The sequence below is a fragment of the Apolloniradiicaulis salifontis genome (assembly GCF_053756655.1).
Window position 1 is genome coordinate 981,355 of record NZ_CM132387.1, and the last position, 22,535, is coordinate 1,003,889.

At 67.3% G+C, this 22,535-nt stretch carries 19 protein-coding genes; 13 read left to right on the forward strand and 6 right to left on the reverse strand.

Annotated elements, in window-relative coordinates:
* Positions 1-21: 21 nt before the first annotated feature.
* The 4 genes from ACWCOP_RS04755 to ACWCOP_RS04770 are packed head-to-tail and all read right to left on the reverse strand — an operon-like array spanning position 22 to position 6,730.
* Positions 22-2,064, reverse strand: a complete 2,043-nt coding sequence (locus ACWCOP_RS04755) for a hypothetical protein (RefSeq protein WP_478250075.1) — start codon at positions 2,062-2,064, stop codon at positions 22-24.
* Positions 2,061-4,784, reverse strand: coding sequence for a DUF4159 domain-containing protein (locus ACWCOP_RS04760; RefSeq protein WP_478250076.1), 2,724 nt, complete (start codon positions 4,782-4,784; stop codon positions 2,061-2,063). Before ACWCOP_RS04760 ends, ACWCOP_RS04755 begins: the two co-directional genes overlap by 4 nt.
* A gap of 29 nt (positions 4,785-4,813) precedes the next feature.
* The gene (locus tag ACWCOP_RS04765) at positions 4,814-5,686 is read right to left on the reverse strand and encodes a DUF58 domain-containing protein (RefSeq protein ID WP_478250077.1); all 873 of its coding nucleotides are present in this window, start codon (positions 5,684-5,686) and stop codon (positions 4,814-4,816) included.
* A 36-nt stretch (positions 5,687-5,722) separates the two neighbouring features.
* The gene (locus ACWCOP_RS04770) at positions 5,723-6,730 is read right to left on the reverse strand and encodes an AAA family ATPase (protein ID WP_478250078.1); all 1,008 of its coding nucleotides are present in this window, start codon (positions 6,728-6,730) and stop codon (positions 5,723-5,725) included.
* Positions 6,731-6,792: 62 nt separating this feature from the next.
* Between ACWCOP_RS04770 and ACWCOP_RS04775 the strand changes: the two genes are divergently transcribed.
* From ACWCOP_RS04775 to ACWCOP_RS04810, 8 genes are all read left to right on the forward strand, one after another.
* Positions 6,793-7,377, forward strand: a complete 585-nt coding sequence (locus ACWCOP_RS04775) for a DUF1285 domain-containing protein (protein WP_478250079.1) — start codon at positions 6,793-6,795, stop codon at positions 7,375-7,377.
* Entirely contained in the window at positions 7,374-8,027 is a 654-nt protein-coding gene (locus tag ACWCOP_RS04780) for an NUDIX hydrolase (protein ID WP_478250080.1), read from the forward strand. The genes ACWCOP_RS04775 and ACWCOP_RS04780 overlap by 4 nt, the downstream gene beginning before the upstream one ends.
* Positions 8,028-8,061: 34 nt before the next feature.
* Positions 8,062-8,349 (forward strand): hypothetical protein, encoded by a 288-nt coding sequence (locus ACWCOP_RS04785; RefSeq protein ID WP_478250081.1) that lies wholly within the window; start codon positions 8,062-8,064, stop codon positions 8,347-8,349.
* Complete coding sequence (locus tag ACWCOP_RS04790) at positions 8,346-9,587, forward strand: CCA tRNA nucleotidyltransferase (RefSeq protein ID WP_478250082.1); 1,242 nt, start codon at positions 8,346-8,348, stop codon at positions 9,585-9,587. The genes ACWCOP_RS04785 and ACWCOP_RS04790 overlap by 4 nt, the downstream gene beginning before the upstream one ends.
* The gene (locus ACWCOP_RS04795) at positions 9,584-11,113 is read left to right on the forward strand and encodes a hypothetical protein (RefSeq protein ID WP_478250083.1); all 1,530 of its coding nucleotides are present in this window, start codon (positions 9,584-9,586) and stop codon (positions 11,111-11,113) included. Before ACWCOP_RS04790 ends, ACWCOP_RS04795 begins: the two co-directional genes overlap by 4 nt.
* Before the next feature lie 142 nt (positions 11,114-11,255).
* A complete protein-coding gene (locus tag ACWCOP_RS04800; RefSeq protein WP_478250084.1) occupies positions 11,256-12,116 on the forward strand; it encodes an ABC transporter permease in 861 nt (286 codons plus the stop codon).
* A 60-nt stretch (positions 12,117-12,176) separates the two neighbouring features.
* Positions 12,177-13,367 (forward strand): acetylornithine transaminase, encoded by a 1,191-nt coding sequence (locus tag ACWCOP_RS04805; protein ID WP_478250085.1) that lies wholly within the window; start codon positions 12,177-12,179, stop codon positions 13,365-13,367.
* A 26-nt stretch (positions 13,368-13,393) separates the two neighbouring features.
* Positions 13,394-14,377 carry an Hsp33 family molecular chaperone HslO gene (locus tag ACWCOP_RS04810; RefSeq protein ID WP_478250086.1) on the forward strand — a complete coding sequence of 328 codons (984 nt, stop codon included), beginning with the start codon at positions 13,394-13,396 and terminating at the stop codon, positions 14,375-14,377.
* Positions 14,378-14,407: 30 nt separating this feature from the next.
* Here ACWCOP_RS04810 and ACWCOP_RS04815 read toward each other — a convergent pair whose 3' ends face one another.
* A complete protein-coding gene (locus ACWCOP_RS04815; protein WP_478250087.1) occupies positions 14,408-14,629 on the reverse strand; it encodes a helix-turn-helix transcriptional regulator in 222 nt (73 codons plus the stop codon).
* Positions 14,629-15,054, reverse strand: a complete 426-nt coding sequence (locus ACWCOP_RS04820) for a hypothetical protein (RefSeq protein ID WP_478250088.1) — start codon at positions 15,052-15,054, stop codon at positions 14,629-14,631. The genes ACWCOP_RS04815 and ACWCOP_RS04820 overlap by 1 nt, the downstream gene beginning before the upstream one ends.
* A gap of 433 nt (positions 15,055-15,487) precedes the next feature.
* Here ACWCOP_RS04820 and ACWCOP_RS04825 point away from each other — a divergent pair, with 433 nt between their 5' ends.
* From ACWCOP_RS04825 to ACWCOP_RS04845, 5 genes are all read left to right on the forward strand, one after another.
* Entirely contained in the window at positions 15,488-16,438 is a 951-nt protein-coding gene (locus ACWCOP_RS04825) for a lipid A-modifier LpxR family protein (RefSeq protein ID WP_478250089.1), read from the forward strand.
* A gap of 141 nt (positions 16,439-16,579) precedes the next feature.
* A complete protein-coding gene (locus tag ACWCOP_RS04830; RefSeq protein WP_478250090.1) occupies positions 16,580-18,022 on the forward strand; it encodes an amidohydrolase family protein in 1,443 nt (480 codons plus the stop codon).
* A gap of 3 nt (positions 18,023-18,025) precedes the next feature.
* Entirely contained in the window at positions 18,026-19,000 is a 975-nt protein-coding gene (locus tag ACWCOP_RS04835; RefSeq protein WP_478250091.1) for a lipid A deacylase LpxR family protein, read from the forward strand.
* Positions 19,001-19,160: 160 nt separating this feature from the next.
* A complete protein-coding gene (locus tag ACWCOP_RS04840; protein ID WP_478250092.1) occupies positions 19,161-20,204 on the forward strand; it encodes a ribonucleotide-diphosphate reductase subunit beta in 1,044 nt (347 codons plus the stop codon).
* 289 nt (positions 20,205-20,493) lie between these two features.
* Positions 20,494-22,500, forward strand: coding sequence for a methyl-accepting chemotaxis protein (locus ACWCOP_RS04845; RefSeq protein ID WP_478250093.1), 2,007 nt, complete (start codon positions 20,494-20,496; stop codon positions 22,498-22,500).
* Positions 22,501-22,535 lie beyond the last annotated feature (35 nt).

Below are 22,535 nucleotides of genomic sequence, written 5' to 3' on the forward strand. Positions count from 1 at the left end.
GTTTTTCCAGTCAGGAAACGCTCAGCGCCCCTCCCGGCGCCAGGCGCCGGCGAGGAGAGACAGCAGGAGAGCGGCGATGAGCAGGCCCGGCGCCAGGGGGGTGCGCTCGGCGTTGATCACCCGGTAGGCGCCCCGGCGCTCCAGCCCCATCCAGTCTCCGCCAGCGGCGTACGACCCTTCGGAGATCCGGCGTACCGATGGTGAAGCGTTGTTATTCAACAGGAAAACGCCGCCGCCGGTCTCGTCCACCAGCTGAGTGAGCCCGTCCGGATCGGGGCGCAGATCGGCGAATTCGCGCGGGTTCAAAGGCCCGGAACTGACCACGGCGGTGAGGTCTCCGGAGCGCAGCCGGATGAGGCCGAGCTCGTCGGAATTTGTCGTGGAAATGAAGCGCCCCGTGCTGAAGCCGTTCATCTCCAGGGTCTCGGTGCGGCCGCTCGGCCACTCGATCTCCAGCGGCGGCGCGTCGTCGGCCAGCGTGGTGCGCACCACTTCCAGTTCACCATTGGAGACCGTCGCCGAAAGGCGTTCCTCGTCGAGCTCGGGTTCGCCCATGAGCCAGTGCGCGACGCGCCGGAACAGTTCGTCATGGGGACCGCCGCCCTGGTGGCCGCGGGCCCAGAGCCAGGCCTGGTCGGAGAGCAGGATCGCGGCGCGTCCTTCGCCGGCGCGGGCGAGGGTGAGCAGAGGCTCACCGTCCGGGCTTTCCAGCAGGGTCTCGCCGGCCACCGCCCGCGCGCCGATGCGCCGGTACCAGGGTCCCCAGCCCGCCTCGCCGCCCGCCATGGGCGCGGTCACCGGATGGCGCGCGCCCACGTCGCTGATCTGCGGGGTGAAGGCGCCTTCCAGGATCGTTCCGTCGGGCGTGGCCGGCAGCACCGCGGCGAGGGGCGATCGCGCGACGCTTTCCGGGCCGGCGAAGGGCGGTCCGGTGGTCACCAGAAGCGCCCCGCCGCCTTCCACATAACGGGTGATATTGTCGAAATAGAGCGGGCGCAGAATGCCCCGGCGCCGGTAGCGGTCGAAGATCACCAGATCAAACTCGTTCAGGCGCAGCTGGAACAGTTCGAAGGTGGGAAAGGCGATCAGCGCCAACTCATCGGCGGGCACGCTGTCATCCTTGTTCAGCGGGCGCAAAATCGTGAAGTGCACCAGATCGACGCTGGGATCGGACTTAAGAAGATTGCGCCAGGCGCGCGCGCCGTTATGGGGCTCGCCGGTGACCAGCAGGACCCGCAGCCGGTCGCGCACGCCGGTGACGCTCACCGCGGCGCGGTTATTGATCAGCGACAGCTCCTCGCGGCCGGGCTCCACCTCCAGCTGGATGGTGTTGGGGCCGCGATTGGCCAGCGGCGCGCGCACCGTGACGTCCTCGCCGATGCGCACCCGGCTGGTGATGGGATCGCCGCCGTCCACAGACAGGGTGACCTCGGCGGTGCCGGCCGGCGCGGTCTCGTCCACCACGCGCAGGGTGAAGCTCACCGGCTCGCCCACAAGGCCGTAGCGGGGCGCTTCGGACACCACAAGGCGGCGGTCGCCGGCTTGCGGGTCGCCGGTGAGCAGGTGATGGACCGGGGCGTCCAGACCGTAGTCATCGGCCTCATGGGGCCCGTCATGGATCTGCCCGTCACTGATGGCGACGACACCGGCCAGGCGTTCGCGCGGAATTCGCCCCAGGCCTTCGCGCAAGGGATCGGTGAGGCGGGTGCCGTCCTCGGCGCGGCCGCCCGCCACCTCCACCAGCTCCAGCGAGGGATCGTCGGCGGCGGCCCGGCGCAGCGTGTCGAGCGCGGCGTCGGCCTGGGTCGCGCGCTCGCCGATCTGCATGGAGGCGCTGTCGTCGCGGATCACCAGCGCGATGTCGGACAGCGCCTCGCGCTGCTCGCGCACCAGAGCGGGGTTCAGGAGTGCAGCGAGGCCCAGCAGCGCGGCGAGGCCGCGAAAGATCCAGCCGCGGCCGCCGCGCGCCGCCGCAAACCCGCCCGCCAACGCAGCCAGAATGGCCAGCGCGGCGATCAGCCCCGGCGCGATCAGCGGGGAAAGATCAAGGCTCGCCGCATTCATTGATCTTCACCCAGGCGTTCGAGAATGGCCGGTACATGGACCTGATCGGCCTTGTAGTTTCCGGTGAGCGCGTACATGGCCAGATTGACCCCGAAGCGGATCGCCAGCTCGCGCTGGAACTCGCCGCCTTCCACCGGGGCCAGGGCGCGTCCGGTTTCATCCACCGCCCAGGCCGACGCCCAGTCGGCCGAGCCGATCACCAGGCCGGAGACGCCGTCGCGGGCGCTGCCCTCGGGCGTGGCTTCCACCCACACATCGCCGCCGGGATAGCGGCCGGGAAAATCATCGAGCAGATAGAATGTGCGGCCCAGCACGTGGTCGTCGGGAATCGGCTGCAGCGGCGGCGGGCTGATGGCGTCCAGAATGCGCACCAGCCCAGGGTGCGGTGCGCCGCCCGGGCGTTCAAGGCGTCCGTCGCGGGTGTCGAAAACGATCAGCCCGCCCGCCTGCAGATAAGCCGAGACTTTTGCCGCGGACGCTTCTGTGAGGGCGGGCGCATCCTCGGTCACCGGCCAGTAGAGCATGGGGAAGAACAGGATCTCGTCGCGCTCGATGCTTACGCCCACCGGCTCGGCGGGCTCCACCGCGCTGCGCCGCGTGCTTTCGCGCGACAATCCGGCGAGCCCCGCCCGCGACAGGGCGTCGGTGCGTGCATCGCCGGTGATGACATATCCCAGACGCACCTCCAGCGCCTGGGCGAGGTCCTCGCTCTCTTGGGCGTGCGCGCCGTCATTCAACAGGGTCGCGCCCAGCACCGCCGCCAGTAACGCCGCCGCGCCGGAGCCGGCAGAGCGGATAAAGCGCGGCATGCGTCCGGCGAGCATCAGGGCGATCAGGGTGTCGGCGATCAGAAGGATCAGCGCCAGCGCCAGCAGCGGCCCGGTGAAGCGGACCTCCCGGATGTCGCCGCGCCGCTCCACCACTGCGCCGGGCAGGCTGCGGCTCATGGGTTCAAGCGTGTCGCCGGGCTGGACGGCGTTCAGCGCCGCGCTGGCCGCGCCGAGGCTCCACAGCCCCGGCGGCGTCGCCGCCGAGGCGCGCGCCTGGGCGAAGGCGTCGGCGGGAACGGCGTCGGCCTCGCCATTGAAATCCACCAGCGTTCCATCGCCGCTCAAAAGCTGTTCCAGCCGCCAGGCGCCGGCGGACGGCGCGGGCGGGTCGGACCCGCCGGCGAGCGCCAGCGTGCGCTCCAGCATGGCCGGGAAGAGGCCGGAGAGCGGCAGCGACGACCAGCTCGGCCCGGCGGTGACGTGATAAAGCACCACCCAGCCGTTTCCGCGCCGCTCGGCGGTGACAAGCGGCGTTCCGTCTTCAAGCCGGGCCCAGACGCGGGCGTCCAGCGCCGGACCGGGCTCTGCTAGAACCTGACGCTCCACCTGCGCCTCTTGCGGCGCGGTGAGGCCGGCGAAGGGGCTGTCGTCGGGGAAGGGGGAGAGGCCCTGGGGCGCGTCCCAGGCCATCGCGCTGCCGAACAGGCGCCCGCCCTGACGCAGGCGCACGGGCAGCATGCCGCCTGGACCCGCCGCAAGGCGCGGCCCGGCGAAGCGCAGGATCAGACCGCCTTCCTGCACGAAGGTCTCCAGCGCCGGATCATCAGCGTTGGCTGAATCGGTGAGCACCAGCGCAGCCGGGTTGGTCTCCAGCACGCTTTCAAGATCGCCGGTGACGATCTCCGCCGCGCCGATCAAGGCCTCGCGGGCGTAGTGCTGATCGGAAAGCAAAGGCTGGCCTTCTCGCCCGCCTTCAGGGTCCACGAGGCCGACGCGGGGCCGCGCCCAGCCGCCGCCGGTGAGGTGGACGGCGCCGGCTGAGGCCGGGCCGTCAATGGCGACGCGCGAGATCCGGTTTCGAAGGTCCAGCGGCAGCCTCGCCGTCAGGCGCGCCTCGACCGCCCCGGCTTCGAACGCGCCTTCGGCGCGCGCGATGGCGCGCCCGTCGGCGGCGAGCGCGGTGACGGAGACCGGTGCGGCTTGCCCCCCCTCCACCCGGCGAACAATGGCGGTGAAGCCGTCGGAGACCGCTTCGATGCCGGCGAGCGCGCGCAGGCTTTCCTGCGGCGGCGGTAGCAGCAGGCGCACCGCGCCATAGCTCGACGCCAATCTGGCGAGGGTTGCATCGCCCTCACCGGAGAGCCCGTCGGCGATCCAGACCGTATCCAGGCGGCGGGGCGCGCCGTCTTCGGCCATGGCCGTGTCCAGGCGCTGGGCGGCTCGGGCGCGGTCCGCTGGCCAGCTGCGGGGCTTGTGGGCGGCGAGGCGCGCCAGCGCCTCGCTGGCGTCGTCAAAGCGCAGGGGCGCGGCGTCCGGCCCGGCGGCGGTGAGGAGAAGCGCCGCGTCGCGCCCGTCGGCGCGCGCCGCCTCCAGCCGTGTGCGGGCGGCGTCTTCGATGGCGGGCCAGGCCTGCGCCCCCGCCCAGCTGTCATCGGCGATCACCAGAAGCGGCGCGTCGGTGAGGCTCGCCGGGTCGGGCCGCCAGACCGGGCGCGACAGGGCCAGCACGGCGAGCGCCGCCATGAGTAGGCGCAAGACAATGACCCACCAGGGCGTCGTCTGCGGGCTTTCAGGCGTCTTGGCGATACGCTGCAAAAGCCGGATCGGCGCAAAGATCACCTCGCGCGGCGCCGGCGGCGTGGCGCGCAGCACCATCCACAAAAGCGGCAGCGCCAGAAGCGCCGCGAGCGCGAACGGCGCGCCGAAAGCGATGGGTCCCAGACTCAACATAGCGAACTCAGCATGGCGCACTCAGCATGTCAGCGGTCTCCCGCGATCGCCTGATAGAGCGCCATCACCGCGTTGGCCGCCGGGCGGTCGGTGCGGTGGGTGACAAGCTGGAAGCCGGACCGGCGGGCGATGGCGGCGAGCGCGCCGCCATGCTCGCTCCAGGCCTGGCGATAGGCGGCGCGGGCGTCCTGCGCGCGGCCAAACAGCAGCGGCCCGCCGCCGCCTGCGGACTTGAAGCGGGTCCGGCCCTCGAAGGGAAAGTCTTCCTCTGCCGGGTCGATGACCCGCAGCAGCGCGCCGCCAGCGCCGGAGCCTGTAAGCGCAGACAGGCGCGCGGCCCAGGTCTCCGGCGGATCGAGAAAATCGCTGGCGAGAATCACGCGGGCGTGGCGCGGCAGGTTCGGCGCCTCCACATGGCTCACCGCGCCCGGCCCGTCGGCGAGGGCGCGTCCTGTGAGCTCCAGACCCACCCGGCCAGAGCGCGCGCGTCCGGTTTCGCCCAGCGCCGCGACGCGCTCGCCGCCGCGAATCAGAAGGCTCGCCGCCGCGATGAGGCAGACCGCCGCGCGGTCGCGCTTGGAGGCGATGCCTGGCGAGCCCGCCTCCATGCCGGCCCCGCCGTCGCGCCACAAATGGACGGCGTTGGCCGCCTCCCATTCGGTTTCGCGGACGAAGAGCTGGTCCCCGCGCGCCGAGCGGCGCCAGTCTACGCCGCGGGCGCCGTCTTCGGGCCGGTGGTGGCGATATTCCCAGAAAGTCTCCCCGGACCCTGATTTGCGACGCCCGTGCACGCCGTGGGCGACGCTCGCGGCGATGCGCTCTGAGTCCGCCAGCAGCGCGGGAAAGCGCGACGCCGCGTGTTCAGCGCTACGGCGCAGACGCGTGAAGCGGGGCTCAGCCATGGGGGTGTCTCCCCGCCGACGCCGTGAAGCCGCAGCTCATGAGGATCGAGCCGCCTCGCTCGCCAGCCGCGCGATGAGTTTTTCCACCGACAGGCCGTCGGCTCTGGCGGCGAAGGTCACCGCCATGCGGTGTTTCAGCACCGGACCGGCCAGCGCGGCCACGTCCTCGGTGGAGGGCGCCAGACGGCCTTGTAGAAGCGCGCGGGCCCGCACGGCGAGCACCAGCGCCTGGCCGGCGCGGGGGCCGGGGCCCCAGGCCACGGCGTCGCGCACTTCGGCGTCCTGTGAGCGGTCGGGGCGGGCGCGTTCCAAGAGGTCCAGCACGGCCGAGAGCACTTCCTCGCCCACCGGCATGGCGCGCACCAGCTGCTGCAGATCGGCGACCTCGTCCGGCGAGAGAATCGTTTCGGCGCTGGCGTCCTGCGTCCCGGTGGTGGCCAGTAGAATCGCCTTTTCCTCGTTCCGCGTGGGATAGGGCACGTCGATCTGCATCAAAAAGCGGTCAAGCTGGGCTTCGGGCAGGGGATAGGTGCCCTCCTGCTCGATCGGGTTCTGGGTGGCCAGAACGTGGAAGGGCTTGGGCAGGTCGTGGCGCTGGCCGGCGATGGTGACGAAGCCCTCCTGCATGGCCTGCAGCAGCGCCGCCTGGGTGCGCGGGCTCGCCCGGTTGATCTCGTCGGCCATGAGCAGGCGGCAGAAGACCGGGCCGGGGATGAAGCGGAAGCTGCGCTCGCCGCCGGCGCTTTCTTCAAGCACCTCAGAGCCGAGAATATCGGCCGGCATGAGGTCGGGGGTGAACTGCACGCGCTTGTCATCAAGGCCGGTGACCTTGGCGACGGCGTGGACAAGGCGGGTCTTGGCCAGGCCCGGCGCGCCCACCAGCAGGGCGTGCCCGCCCGACAGCACCACGGCGAGGGTCTGCTCGATCACCTCATCCAGCCCGATGATCTCGCGGGCCAGCGAAGTCTTGACCGTTTGCAACCGCTCAGCGGCGGCGTCGGCGCGCGCCTCGGTGGCGGTGTCGGCTTTCTTCTCGGCGCTCATCGGCTTACATCCATGGCTAACCTGATCTTGGCCAAACATGGCCGCAGCCAGGAGAGGTGTCCATGGCCGGACCCCAACCTGACCAAAATGCAATGCAGTCCCTGCTCGCCGCCGCGGAGAGCACGAAGGGCGAAGGCGGCTATCCGCCGGTGGAGCGCTGGGAGCCGGAGTATTGCGGCGAGATGGACATGGTGATCCGCCGCGACGGCTCCTGGTGGCACGAGGGAACCCGCATCGGGCGCGAGAAGCTGGTCCGCCTGTTTGCGCGAATCCTCAGGAAGGACGCGGACGGGGAGACCTATCTCGTCACCCCGGTGGAGAAGATCCGCATCAAGGTGGAGGCCGCGCCGTTCGTGGCGGTGCGCATCGACGCTGCAGGCGAGGGGCGCGATCAGCGCATCGCCTTCGCCACCAATATGGATGATCTCATCGTTGCAGGGCCCGAGCATCCGCTTCGTATCGAATTGAGCGAAGACGGCGAGCCGGAACCCTATGTGCATGTGCGCGGCCGGCTGGAGGCGCTGATCACGCGCGCGGCGTTCTATGATCTGGCGGAGCTGGCCGTGGAGGGTGAGACCGTGACCGGCGAGACCATGATGGGCGTCTGGAGCCGGGGCGTGTTCTTCGCGCTGGGGCCCAAAGCGTGAGCACGCAGCCGGTGAAGAGCAAAAGCGCGGACGCAGTGATCAAGCGGCTGTCGGCGGCGCTGGATCCGGTGAACGCCCGCTCGCGCCCGCCGGCCATCGGTGACGGCGATCTCAACGGCGCGCCGTCCCCCACGGGACGCACGCTGAAGCCCGCCGCCGTGCTGGCGCTTTTGGAGCGCGAGGGCGAGAGCCTGCGCCTGGTCCTGACCCTGCGCGCCGACCATCTGCAGGCCCATGCCGGCCAGGTGAGCTTTCCAGGCGGGCGCCAGATGGCGGGCCGCGAAACGCTGGCCGAGTGCGCGCTGCGCGAAACCCGGGAGGAGATCGGCGTCGATCCGTCGCAGGTCACACTGCTGGGGCGCTGGGAGGCCTATGAGACGGTGACCGGCTATGAGGTGACGCCGTTTCTGGGCCTCGCCGAAGGCCCGCTGGCGTTCGAGCCCGATCCCGGCGAGGTGGCGGAGATCTTCCAGACGCCGTTCGACTTCCTGATGAATCCGGCTAACCATCGCCTGGAGGAGCGCGAATTTCGCGGCATGCTTCGGCGCTACTACGCCATGCCGTGGAAAGGGCGCTATATCTGGGGCGCGACGGCGGGGATGCTGAAAGCGCTCTCGGCGCGCTATGCGGCGGGCCGGCGCCCGGTTTGAAGACCGGGCTGACCGCGCCGGCGAGGAGAATGAGATGCTTCGTATTGCAGTGATCTTGCTGGTCGTGTTTTCGCTTCCGTTCATCGTCTGGACGCTGTGGCGGATGGTCAAGGGAACGCCCGACGCGCCGGCGCCGACGCCGATCCTGGTGGGCGCGGGCTTCGCCTGCTCGGTGGCCGCGCTCCTCGCCATGGCCGTGCTTGAAATCGGGCAGGGCGACGGGGACGGCGTCTATATCCCGCCGAGCCTTCAGGACGGGCAGATTCGCCCCGGGAGCTTCCAGGAGCGCGAGCGCGAGCCGTCCAACGACCCGTCGCGATGAGTCTGCGCCTCGATCCGGCCGGGCACCCCTGGCTCAACGCGCCTGACACGCGCCGCGTCATGGAGGCGTTGAGCCCAGGAGACAGCGACCGGGCGCGCTTTGTGGGCGGATGCGTCAGGAACGCCCTGATGGGGCGCGCGGTCGATGACATCGACATCGCCACGCAGCTCACCCCGGAGGAGTCCGCCGCCGCCCTGGAAGCAGCCGGGATCAAGGTCGCCCCCACCGGAATCGCCCACGGCACGGTGACCGCCGTGGTGGATGGCAAACCCTTTGAAGTCACCAGCCTGCGCAAGGATGTGGAGACGTTCGGGCGGCGCGCCGTTGTGGCCTTCACCACCGATTGGCGCGAAGACGCGCTGCGCCGAGATTTCAAGCTCAACAGCATTTATTCACGCCGCGACGGGACGCTGTTTGATCCCTTGGGCGGCGTCGAGGATGCACGGGCCGGCCGGGTGGTCTTCATCGGCGAGGCGCGCGACCGCATCGCCGAGGATCACCTGCGGATACTTCGATTTTACCGGTTCAACGCCTGGTACGGCGCAGGGATCGACCCGGACGGCCACGCCGCCTGCGCGCGAATGGCGGCGACGATCCGCGATCTTTCCGCCGAGCGGGTATGGAAGGAATTGAAGAAACTTCTGCTCGCGCCCGACCCGCGTGAGGCCGTAAAGGCGATGCAGGAAGGTCACGTCCTTAAGGAAGTCTTACCTGCGCGGCTCGACTTTAAACTTTTCGCAGGCATAATTAACGCCGACCGAGGGAAGACTCGCGAGCTCGATGCGCTTTTGCGCCTTGTGGCGCTGGTGGGGCGAGAGGGGAAAACGGTGGAAGGCGTCATGCAGCGCATGAAAGCGTCCAAGAGCGAGAGCGCGCGCGCCGGGGCCATGATCGCCCGGGCCGGCGAGCCGCGCGTTCGCCCTGGCCTTTCCGCCGCCGCCCGCAACCGCGCGCTCTACGCGCTGGGCGCGGACGCCGTGATCGCGCGCCTACGCCTGGACGAGGCCGAGGGCCTGGGCGACGCCGACGCCGATATCGCCGCGGCCCGTGACTGGCGCCGGCCGCATTTTCCCCTGACGGGCAAGGATCTGGTGGCGGCGGGTCTTGAACCCGGCCCCGCGCTTGGCGACATCCTCGCCCGGCTCGAGGCGGACTGGATCGATAGCGGGTTTGCGCTTGAAAAGGCTGCGTTGCTGGAGCGCGCCAGGCGCGGATCTGCGCCGGGGGGAGCGGTGTGAGCGTCGCCGAACTGTTCACGCAGCGCTATCGCGCACGCATTGAAAGCGGGGGCCTGTTTGACGAGGACCTCTATCTTCATCGCTATCGCGATCTGACCGAGGACGCCGCCGAGCGCCTCTGGTCGGAGGCGGAAACCGAAAACCATCACGTCTCGGAGGAAAGCGCGCTGCGCGCCCAGGTCGCGCGCGCCATAGCCAACGCCAACGAAAAGCACACCGTCAAGGATCTGCCCCGGCGCGCCCGCCAGCGCATGGCCGACGCCTATCTGCAATCACGCGAACCGTTCCGCGGCGCCCGGCCCACCTTGCTGACGCAGGTCTGCGAGAGCGGACTGGACTGGGTGTTCAACACAGAGGGTCGCGCGCCGGACGAGGCGCCGTTCGGCGGCTCGAAATGGTCGGTGGCGGCGAACCTTCTGCTGTTTGATTTCGTCGAGGTTTTCTTCGATCTCCTGCCCAGCGACGACCAGCTGGATTTCAGCCGCGACCTCAATACGCGCCTGCAGCGCGGCGCCTCGCGCTGGTATTTCCAGCTTGGGCGGTGGCGCCGGGACGACTGGCCGCGCGATCGCGATGACCAGTTCGACCTTATTCTCTATTCGCTCAACCGTCAGGCGGACACCGCGCTGGAGCGCCGCCGCAACGCCGGCGCAGCGGGCGGCGAAGTCCTTTCGGACGCCGAGACATTCGATCCCGAAGCGGCCAGCCAATCCCTGCAGACCGCCGCCCGCGCCCTCTGGCAGGCCGACCGCCTGCTCACCTCTGATCTCTTGTCGGACAAGGTGCGCCACAGCGCGGCGGTGCGCGCCGCGCGCATGGCGTTTGATTCCTGCCTGACCAGCTTTGGCGGCGTGATCCGCGGTCCCTTCGTACGGGGTAAGCCGGCCCGCGATGTGAAGCGCGGCCCGTTCGGCCGGCGCCTGTCGCGTGGCGGCCCCAAGGACGACAAATCCGCGCTGAAGGGCGTGGAGGAGCCCATGGCCGCAGCGATCCGCATTCAGCGCCTGGGTGAGGCGCTGGTGAAGGGGGCGGACGGGCTGTCGCGCGAGGACCGGCTGAAACTTCTGGAGCGCGCCAATCTCGCCGAATTCCTTATGCGCCTCTCGCTGTTCGAATTGCCGTCGGACAAGTCGGACCCTGAAGATTCAGACGCCGACGAGGTGCGGCGCTATTCACGGCTCACCAGCGCGCCGGGCGCCGGGGCCGCCGGAACGCCGCTGGGCGCCAAGCGTCTCAATCACGGCGCCGGCACGGTGCATCTGCAACTGGAAGACAAGGCCACCGCGCGCCTGGCGGTGGATCTGCTGGCGCGCCTGTGCCAGTTCTCCACCGGCGCCGCGTCCAGCCATGGCGGCGAGGCCGACCCGGCGAGCCTTCTGGCCGACAGCGCATTTACTCATCCCCAACAGCTCGATCACCAGCGCGAGCAGCTGATCGGCCGGATCCTCATCGGCGCTGGCCTCGCCCTGGGCGCGTGCGTGCTGTTCGGCGCCGGCCTGCTGGTGGGCGCCGGCGTCGGCTGGTAGCGGCGTTTCGCTCTTCGCCCGGCTTTCGCTTTCAATCGCGATCTCGAACTCAAGCGCTCCGCGACGCTCAGCGGCGAGGGTGCGAAGCCGCTCGAACCCGTGCTAAAGCCGGTGTCACGCATTGACCCACAGGAGCCCGCCCATGGCCGATCACGCCACCGACACCGCGAAGGGCCTTGCGCCGCACGACACAAGCGCCGGCGCCAGTGTCAGCGCGCCGCAGCCGCGCGCGCTGGGCGCGGTGAACTGGCTGGGCCTGTGGACGCTCTACAAGAAGGAGGTGCGCCGCTTCCTGAAGGTGCATTTCCAGACCATCCTGGCGCCGGTTGCCACCAGCCTGTTGTACATGATGGTCTTCTCGCTCGCGATCGGATCGCGGCGCGGCGACATGATGGGCGTGGAGTTCACCAGTTTTCTGGCTCCAGGCCTTGTGATGCTGGGTTTGTTGAACAATTCCTTCGCCAACTCCTCCAGCTCGCTGATCGTGGCCAAGGTGCAGGGCAATCACGTGGACTTCCTGATGCCGCCGCTGAGCCCGTCAGAGCTCGCCGCCGCGTTCATCGGCGGCGCCGTGACGCGCGGCGCCCTGGTGGCGCTGGCCACCGGGCTGGCCATCGCGCCCTTCATCAATATGGAGATCGTTCATCTCTGGGCGGTGCTCTATTTCGGCCTGTCGGCGGCGGCCATGTTCTCCATGATCGGCCTGATCGCGGGGCTTTGGGCGGAGAAGTTTGATCATCTCGCGGTGATCAGCAATTTCATCATCATGCCGCTCGCCTTTCTGTCGGGCACGTTCTACTCGATCAAAATACTGCCCGAGCCGTTCTACTCCATCAGCCACGCCAACCCCGTCTTCTTCTTGATCGACGGGTTTCGCTACGGCTTTATCGGCGCCCATGACAGCGTTCTCTGGATCGGCGCCGTGATGGCCGCCGCAATCAATCTCGCGCTGCTCGCCGCCAGCTATCTGCTGCTGCGCTCAGGCTGGCGCTTGAAGGATTGAGCCCAATCCGCCTAGATCAGGCGGTTCGTTTTTCACACACCCGTCCGACGGAGTCCGTCCATGCCGAAGCCCTTGATGGAAACCTACGCGCCGCCCAATCTCGATTTCGAGCGCGGCGAGGGCGCCTATCTGTTCGAAAAAGGCGGGGACAAATATCTCGACTTCATCTCCGGCATTGCGGTGAACGGGCTCGGACACGCCCACCCCAAGGCGGTGGCCGCGCTGAAGGACCAGGCTGAAAAGCTCTGGCATACCTCCAACATGTTCCGCGTCGCCGGCCAGATCGAGCTGGCGGAGAAATACTGCCGCGACAGCTTCGCCGAGCGGGTGTTCTTCACCAATTCCGGCGCCGAGGCCATGGAGGCCGCGCTGAAGACCGCGCGCCATTACCACTACGCCAACGGCCGCCCGGACAAGTATCGCATCATCACCGTCACCGGCGCGTTCCATGGCCGCACGTTCGGCGCGATCAACGCCGGCGGCAACGAGAAATATCTGGAGGGCTTCGGTCCGCGCATGGAGGGCTTTGATCAGGTCCCGTTCGGCGATCATGACGCGCTGCGCGCCGCGATCACCGAGGAGACCGCCGCGATCTGCGTCGAGCCTGTGCAGGGCGAGGGCGGCGTGCGCGCCATTCCCGACGTCTGCCTGCGCGGGCTTCGCGAGCTGTGCGACGAGCACGGCCTTCTGCTGATCTATGACGAGGTGCAGTGCGGCGCCGGGCGCACCGGCAAGATGTGGGCCCATGAATGGGCCGGCACGGCCGCGCCGGACATCATGGCGGTGGCCAAGGGCGTCGGCGGGGGCTTTCCCATGGGCGCGTGCCTGACCACCGACGCGGCGGGTGAGCACATGGTGGTGGGCACCCACGGCTCCACATTCGGCGGCAATCCGCTGGCCATGGCGGTGGGCAATGTCGTCTATGACGAGCTCTCGAGCCCCGGCTTCATGCAGCACGTGGTGGATATCTCCAACACGCTGCGCCAGCAGCTCTCCGGCCTCGCAGACGAGCACAAGGACAAGGTCGTGGAAGTGCGCGGGCGCGGCCTTCTGATCGGGCTGAAGCTGACTGAAGGCTATGTGAACAAGACACTGGTCGCAAAAGCGCGTGGACACCATCTGCTCATGGGAGCGGCCGGCGACAATGTCGCGCGCCTGGCTCCGCCATTGATCATCAACGAGGATCATGTGCGCGAAGCTGTGGGTGCGCTGGACAGGGCGCTGGGCGAGATTGAGCGCGAGGCGGCGTAAGCGCCGCTCGGAGGGATTACGATTTGATGGGCGAAATGGGGAAGACGCCGGCGCCGGACGATTTCGGAGCCGGCGACGACATCGTTACGGTGTTCCAGCTGGAAGGCCGGCCTGTGCGCGGCCGCGTCGTCCGCCTGGGGGCCACGGCGGACGCGATCCTGTCCGCCCATGCCTATCCGGTTAGCGTCGCCCACCTGGTGGGCGAGGCGGCGATGATCGCGACCCTGATCGGGGACTCCCTGAAATTCGAGGGCAAGCTCATTGTCCAGGCCAGCGGACCCGGCTCTGAAGGTCAGCATGTGGAGGGCGAGGGCGCGGTGGCGTTCGTCGTCGCCGATTTCGTGCCGGGCGAGGGCGTGCGCGCCTACGCCAAGTACGATCCCGAGCGGGTGAAGACGCTGGAGAAGGTCAATGGCGGGCCGGTGGGCGCGCAGATGCTGCTGGGCGGCGGCCATTTCGCCATGACCGTGGACCCCGGCCCCGGGATGGAGCGCCATCAGGGCGTCACCTCCATCGAGGGCGAGACCCTGGCCGCCGCCGCCGAGCATTATTTCGACCAGTCCGAACAGGTGCCCTCGCGCCTGAAGCTCGCCGTGGGCCGGCAGATGATCGCCGGCGGGACCTATGTCTGGCGCTGCGGCGGCGCGCTGATCCAGCGCATCGCCGCCGATGACGCCCGCGGTGAAACCGACGCCGATTTTGACCACGCCCGCGCGCTGTTCGATACGGTGGAGCCCGACGAGCTGATTGATCCGGTGATCACGTCAGGTCGCCTGCTCTTCCGCCTCTTCCATGAAGAGGGCGTGCGCGTGGAGCAGAGCCGTCCGGTGGTGCGCCGCTGCGCCTGCGAGCATGACCGGCTCGCCCGCCTGCTCGCGCGCTTTCCCAGCGATGACCGCGAGCATATGAGCGATCCTGACGGGAAGGTCGCCATGACGTGCGAATACTGCAATCGAGAGTGGACGTTCTCGGCCGCCGAAATCGATCAGGCCGGCAAGGCCAACGATTAGGCCCGCGGGTGCGGGGTGCGGCTCACCCCTTCACCCGTCCTCACCGTACTGGAACACCTCATCCAGCCCGACGCCGAAGACGTGCGCGATCTGGAAGGCGCTCTCCAGAGAGGGCGAATATTTGCCCTGTTCGATGGCGAGTACGGTCTGGCGGGTCATGCCGATGCGCTCGGCGAGCTGGGCCTGGGTCATCTCGCCGGCGTGAAAGCGCAGCTCGCGGATGCGGTTTCTGATGCGAGTGGGTTTCGCCATCAGAACCCCCGGCGATAATCAATCGCGCGCAGGACCGCTTTCACGACTTCGGACGTGGCCAGCGACGCCAGCAGTGCGTTTGCGGCCCAGAACGGCGCAAAACCGAAGACCAGAAGCCCCAGCGTCATGATCGCTCCAAACCCAACCACATAGCCTGAGCGCGCGTCCGCCCGCGTCTCGATTGTCCGGTCGCGTTCATCCGAGGCGCCGGACTGGCTTGGGGCGAGCGCCGCGAGCAGGATGTGCGCGATGATCGACAGCACCACGAGGAAGATGGTGAGGGCCATAAGCAATCCGCCCACCGCCGCGGCGGGCGGCGCGACCTCAAGGTCGAAGAAGGGCGGCACGACCACGCCGAAATACCAGCCGAACACCAGGGTCAGAATCGCCAACATGGCGAGATTGCTCTTTTCCTGAAATGACATGTCAAACTCCTTTGATACTGTATCAAAAATTTTAGACATTTGGTCTAGTAAAAAATTCTTGATATAATGTCAAATATTTTTGACTAGTTGGCCAGCTTTCCTGTGGCGGCGGAGGCGCCGCCGTGATCGCAAGCCGAGCAAGCGCCAGTTCGCATGCGCGCGAGGCGCATGGCGCACACGCCTGATTTTACACATGGGTCGCCGCTCGGGCGGGCTTTCAGGCGTTGTTCATGCGGAACGCCTTAGCGTGACGGCACGTTAAACTGTCACTCTCGGCGGTGACGCGCAGAGAAATGCGAGCCGGAACGCAGGTAAGAATTTGGTGACCCTGTTTTTGTGAAAACCTGCTCTTCACGGTGAATTGATGTGTTATGATGTCATCATCTACAGGGAGGACGCGGCGGCGGTTTGAGTCGCTTGCGAACAGGACAAGATGGAACACAAGCCGCAGAGCTTTTCATCACAGACCAGCCGGCAGGGCCGGGTTTTCGCCGGGGCCGCCATGGTCGCGGGTCTCGCTTGCGCACCCGCGCTGGCGCAGGTGGAGGAGTCAAGCGCGACATCCTCCGAGCACGTGCGCACAATGATTCTCGGGCCGCTTTACGAGGAATTTGATCGCGCCGCGCCGCGCCAGCCTGGCGCCCGCCTGGCCAGCGCGCCCATGGCTGGGACGCTTCGTTACACCGCTCGGCCGTCGGCGGTCGCCGATGTCGCTTCGCCGCGGCCCGCGGCTGCGCGGTTTGCTGACGCGGTGATGGTCGCACGCATCGAATCTCCGGCCCGCGACCGCCTCGCTGCGTTTTCCGGCGGTGACGCCACGCTCGCCTACTCGCCGACAGGGGGCCGCGTGAGCGTCTCGCTGTTTGACGGTGGAGCGCCCGATGCGGCGTTCCTCGGGTTCCGGCCCGATTACGCCGAAAGCGCCGGGCGCGCCCTGCGCCAGGAGCGCGACCAGCCGCGCCGAATGGCCCTGCGCTATGAGCGCTCGTTCGACACCACCGCCTCCGACGGGCTCGATTACGGCCTGGCGCCACGCGCCGGCGTCAGCGTCGGCGGCGAGAGCGCTGCGCTGGAGACCGGCGCCACGGTGCGCCTGGGCCAGTATATCAACACCGAATTCGACCGCCCGGCCTGGTGGTTCTTCGCCGGGGCCGACCGGCAGGCGGTCATGTACGATCCCGGACAGGGCTTTGACGTGCGCGGCGCGCTGGCGATGGAGCCCTACGCCATTGTCGGCGACGCCCAGGCGGGCGTGGCCATGCGTTTGGGCGGCACCGACCTTTCCTTCGCCTATGTCCACCGGGAGACCGAATATTCCATGCCCCAGGAAAGCTGGGACACGCAGGAAGGGTTCGCCGCCTTCTCGCTGACCTGGCGGCGCTAGGCTGACGGTCCGTCGCCTTCACAGGCGAAACTGAAAAAGCGCGTGGCGAACAGCCCGCGCTTTTTTCTTGCGCGGTCTTCCGCCCGGCTTGACCCGCTCGGGGTACAGGCAGACCTTTGAGTGAAGTCGGAAGGACGCGCCATGACACATCAATCCAATACCATTCTGGCCGCCGCCGTGGGCGCTTTGGCGTTCGGCGCAGTCGCGAACGCCCAGACCGTGCTGGCGGGCGGGACGTTGATCGACGGCAATGGCGGCGCGGCGATCCCGATTTCGATGGTGATCATCGAGGACGGGCGCATCACTTGCGCCGGCGCATCGCAAGATTGCATGGACGCCGCGCCTGAGGGCGCGACCATCGTTGATGTCTCCGGCGCTTTCATTACGCCGGGTCTGGTGGACGGCCATGTCCATTACGGCCAAACCGGCTGGCTCGACGGGCGGCCGGACGGGATCGAGGCGCGCGACGTATATCCCTATCCCGAAACGGTCGCGGCCCTGCGCGCCGATCCCGGCCGCTGGCCACGCGCTTATCTGTGCAGCGGCGTCACCGCCGTGATCGATACGGGCGGGCAGGACTGGACCGTCACCGACGCGCCAGGCGCCGATTCGGCTGGACCGGACGGCGTACGCCGGATCGCGGCCGGACCGCTGATCACCCACGCCAGCGCGCGCAATCGCGTCTTCGCGTGGGGCGAGCTTGAGGATCAGCTCCTTTTTCTGCCCATGGACTCCGATGAAGCCGCGCTGGCCGGCGTCGCGCATGTGCAGGAGATCGGCGCAGATGCGGTCAAGGTCTGGTTTCTCGATCCGCCAGAAGGCGAGCGCGAAATCCTGGAGGCGCGGCTGATGCTGGTGGGCGAGGCCGCCGACGCGGCCGGACTGCCGCTTTGGGTCCACGCGACCGAGCTCGCGAACGCTAAGTCCGCCCTGCGCGCCGGGGCGGAGATGCTGGTCCATTCGGTCGAGGACGCGCCGGTGGACGCCGAATTCATAGACCTTCTGCTTGCCAATGATGCGGTCTACGCGCCCACCTTGGTGGTCGGTGAGAACTGGAGCCGCGCGCTGGCGGCGGTGGCGCTGGGCGCCGCGCCTGAGATCGATGATCCGAATAGTTGCGTGGACGACGCCATGCGCGAGCGCATCGCCCACCCTGAGCGCTTCGCCGAGGCCGCGCCGCAATGGCTGGACGCCGCCTGGGCGCTATCGGAGATGGAAAGCGTCGGGCGCTCGAACGCCCAGATGGACGCCAATCTGCGCGCCGTTCACGCCGCGGGCGGACGAATCATCGTGGCCACCGACGCCGGCAACCCGCTGACCCTGCACGGCCCGTCCATCTATGAGGAGATGGAGCGCATGCAGGCCGCCGGGATTCCCACCGACGCCTTGATCGTCATGGCGACCCGCGCCGGCGCTGCGGCCATGGGCCTGGCCGACGAGATCGGCGCAATCGAGGCGGGCAAGGCCGCCGATCTTCTGGTCTTGGCCGAAGATCCCCGCGAGGATATCGCCGCGTTTCGCAGCCTGACCCACGTCATGAAGGCTGGCGTGCTGCACACCCAGGCCGAGCTTCAGGTCCGCTGAAGGGTGATCGCTCTGGCCGCACTCCTGCTCGCCGCCCAGCCGGCGCAGCCGACTGCCCCGGGGCCCGATCGAGGGATGATCTCCCTGGTGGTCGAGAATGATCTGTTCGGCGGGACGGATCGCAATTACTCCAATGGTTTGCGCCTTGAATGGGTGCGGCCCGCCGATGATTTCAATCCCTGGCTCCGGCGCGCGGCGCGCACCCAGCCTTTTGTGGATCTGGACGGGATCGAACTGCGCGACGGGTTTGCGGTCTCCCACACGCTGTATACGCCGCGCGACATCACGCTGGAGGTTCCGCCCGCGGATGATCACCCCTACGCGGCGCATCTGTCGGTGCAATTTTTCGCCGCCGCTTCCGAGGCGAATGCGGAAAACACGGTGATGATCGATATCGGCTTGATCGGCCCCAGCGCCGGCGGGGAGTTCATTCAGGAAAGCTGGCACCAGCTCATTGACGGCGAGCAGCCGCTCGGCTGGGACGCGCAGCTGAAGGACGAGATCGTCTTCGCCATTTCCGGCCAGCGCGGAGTGCGCCATACCGGGCCGAATATCGGGCCATTGCAGCTGGACGCCTTGACCCATGCCGGCCTGACGCTGGGCACGCTGCGCACCAGCGCGTCGGTAGGCGCCACGGTGCGCGCCGGATTCGGCCTGGATCAGGCGTTCGCCCCGCCGCGCCTGCGCCCCGCCATCGGCCCGTCCAGCCTTTACCGGCCGGGCGAGGGAGTCGCCGGCTATGTGTTCGCCGGGGTGGGGGCCTATGGTGTGGCGCGCGACGTCTTTCTGGACGGCAACACCTTCACCGACTCAGCCAGCGTGGAAAAATATTTCGCCGTGGCCGATCTGCAGGCGGGCGCCGCAATCCACGCCGGGCGCTATCGGCTGGCCTTTACCTATATCGTGCGCACCGAGCAGTTTCAGGGCCAGAACGGCATGCAGAAATTCGGCGCGATTTCCCTGTCCCGGGCGTTCTAGAATCATAGATGATCGAGTCCGATGCTGCGCGGGCCTGTGGATAGGCTGCGCCAAACAGTCACAAGGGGTGGACGTTCAGACCCCTTTAACCACAATATGTAGACATAAGCGCTGCGCCATACTGCGCGACCCAATCGAGCCGGGGACGACAGATCCGACCATGACCCTCATCGCTTCAGACCGTCCGGGACTTTTGACGCCCAGCCATTCCTACAAGCCGTTCCGCTATCCGTGGGCGTATGATTTCTGGAAGACCCAGCAGCAGGTTCACTGGCTTCCCGAAGAGGTGCCGCTGGGCGAGGACTGCAAAGACTGGGCGACCAAGCTCACCGACAAGGAGCGCGGCCTGCTCACGCAGATCTTCCGCTTCTTCACCCAGTCGGATGTGGAAGTCGGCGGCAATTACATGGAAAACTACATGCCGCTCTTCAAACCGGTTGAAGTGCGCATGATGCTGGCCTCCTTCTCCAATATGGAGACGGTGCATATCGCCGCCTACGCGCTGCTGCTGGAAACCATCGGCATGCCCGACACCGAGTTCTCCGCCTTCATGGAGTATGAGGAGATGGCGGCCAAGCACGATTATCTGGGCAAGTTCGGCGTCGAGACCGACCGCGACATCCTCACCTCCATGGCGGTGTTCGGCGGCTTCACCGAAGGTCTGCAGCTATTCGCCAGCTTTGCGATGCTGATGAACTTCCCGCGCTTCAACAAGATGAAGGGGATGGGCCAGATCGTATCCTGGTCGGTGCGCGATGAGTCGCTGCACTGCGAGGGCATGATGAAGATGTTCCACACCTTCGCCGAGGAGTCCGGCGCTCTGACTCAAGGCGTGAAGGACGACATCGCCGATTGCTGCAAGACGGTGGTGAGCCTGGAAGACAAGTTCATCGATTTGGCTTTCGAGGCCGGCGAAGTGGAAGGCATGACGCCCGACGACATCAAGGGCTATATCCGCTACATCGCCGACTGGCGCATGAAGCAGCTCAAGCTGCCGACGATCTACGGCGTCAAGGACCACCCGATCCCGTGGCTCACCGAGATCCTGAACGGGGTCGAGCACGCCAACTTCTTCGAAGCGCGCGCAACCGAATACTCCAAGGGCGCGACCAAGGGCGCCTGGCATGGCGATGACGGCGTGTGGGCCAATTTCGACAAATCCCTGTCCAACCGCGCCCTCACCAGCGCGCTGCACGCGGAATAGACCCGGGCCTTTAGGCTCGCAGTCGATCAAGCCCCGGCCCCGCGGCCGGGGCTTTTTCACGACTGCGTCTGCACGCCGCCACACCGGCCGGATCGAGGCCTAAATCCCGAGTTTCTTCGCGGGAACTTGGTTAGTAATAATTTTACTCACGCCGCGCTTTTCTGGCGCCCTTCTCATTGGGCCAAGGAGCTGAGTCATGAGTGTCGTCGCGTTTTGATCCTCGCTGGAGCGCCAGGCGCTTGAACAGGCCATTGATGCGGTCGTCACGATCGATCCGAACAATCGCGTCGTGTTCTTCAACGCGGCGGCTGAAGCCCTCTGGCGCCTGAAGCGCGAGGAAGTTCTCGGGCGCAATGTGAAGATGCTCGTACCGCCGGACATGGCCGACCGGCATGACGGCTTCGTCAACGCCCACCGCGCCGGCGCGGGCGACAAGATCGTCGGATCCTCGCGCGATGTGGAATTGATTCGCCAGGACGGCTCGCGCGTGTGGACCAATTTGTCCCTCTCCAAGGTCCACGCGGGCGGAAAGGCCTACTACACGGCCTTCGTGAAGGATGTCAGCGCCGAGAGGGAGGCGCGTGAAATGACGCGGCAGATCCTGACCCAGGCGCTCGACGCGGTCGTCTCCATCGACGAGACGAACGCCATCACCTTTTTCAACGCCTCCGCCGAGGCGCTCTGGGGCTATGGCGCCGATGAAGTCGTCGGCCGCAATGTCAAAATGCTCGTGCCGCACCTCATGCAGGATCGCCACGACGATTGGGTGAACGCCAATCGCGCCACCGGCCGCGACAAAATTGTCGGAACGTCGCGGGATGTGGAGATTGAGCGGAAGGATGGCTCGAAGGCATGGGCGAATCTTTCCCTGTCCAAAGTGCGGTCCGGCGACAAGATCCTCTACACCGCCTTCGTCAAGGACATCACAGAGCAGCGCCGGGCGCGCGAGATCATCACCCAGACCCTCAACCAGGCCATCGACCCAGTGGTGTCCATTGACGCCCACAACAATGTCACCTTCTTCAACCGCGCCGCCGAGACATTCTGGGGTTACAAGGCGGCCGAGGTGATAGGTCAAAATGTAAAGATGCTGGTTCCCAGCGAAATGCGGGACCGGCACGACAGCTGGGTGGACGCCAATCGGCGCACCGGGCAGGACAAGATTGTCGGCACGTCGCGCGAGGTTCTTGTGGAACGCGCTGACGGCGAGCGGCGCTGGGGCGCCTTGTCCCTGTCGAAGATCGAAGTGGACGGGGAGATCTCCTACACAGCCTTCGTGAAGGACGTGGACGACGCCGTGCGCCAGCGCGAGCAGTTCAAGCTGCTGTCGCTGGTGGCCGACGAAACCGACAATTCAGTGATCATCACCGACGCCCAGGGCCGGATAGAATACGTCAATCCCGGCTTCACGCGGCTCACAGGGTACGCGGCGGACGAAGTGCACGGCCGCAAACCGGGTGATGTCCTCCAGGGCCATGGCACCGATCCAGATACCCGCGCACCTATCGCCGCCCGGCTCAGCGAGGGCGAGGCGTTCTATGACGAGATCCTGAACTACACCAAGCGGGGAGAAGCTTACTGGATTTCGCTGTCCATCAATCCGGTGCGCGGGTCCGGCGGGGCGGTGGAGCGATTCATCTCGGTCCAGGCCAACATCACGCGGGTGAAGCAGCAATCCATCGAACACGAAGCGCGCATGGCGGCGATCATCGCCAGCAATGTGGTGGGGGAATGGGATCCATCCGGCGCTGTGGTCGCCAGCAATGGCGTGTTCGACGCACTTCTGACCGATGTCGGAGCGACGCGCAGCCACTTGAAACTGAAAGATCTGATCAGCGGGCCCGAACACGCCCGCCTGACAGCGGGGGAAGCGATCACCTGCGAGCTGCGCATTACGGGAACCAGAGCAGAGGCGTGGGTTTCCGGCGCAATCCAGCCCTTGCGCGGCTTTGACGGGGCGGTGGAGCGGTTCGTGCTGTACGGCAATGACGTCACCGAGCGCCGGCGCTCAATCGAGCAGACGCGTGAAATCGTCAACGAGGTGCTCGTCCGTGTCGGGGGCATGGCCGAAGAGCTCAAGGGCTTGTCGGCGCAAACCAATCTTCTCTCGCTCAACGCCAGTATCGAGGCGGCGCGCGCCGGTCAGCACGGCGCCGGCTTCGCCGTGGTCGCCAGCGAGGTGCGTGAGCTGGCGGACCGTTCGGCGAAATCCACCGATGCGATCTCAGGGCTGATCGACGACACGCAGCGTCAGCTTGAAACACTGGACGGCGCGCCGAAGCAGAAGAGCGCGTAGGCGGCGGGCTGATCGCGCCAGCAGAGCACAGCGAC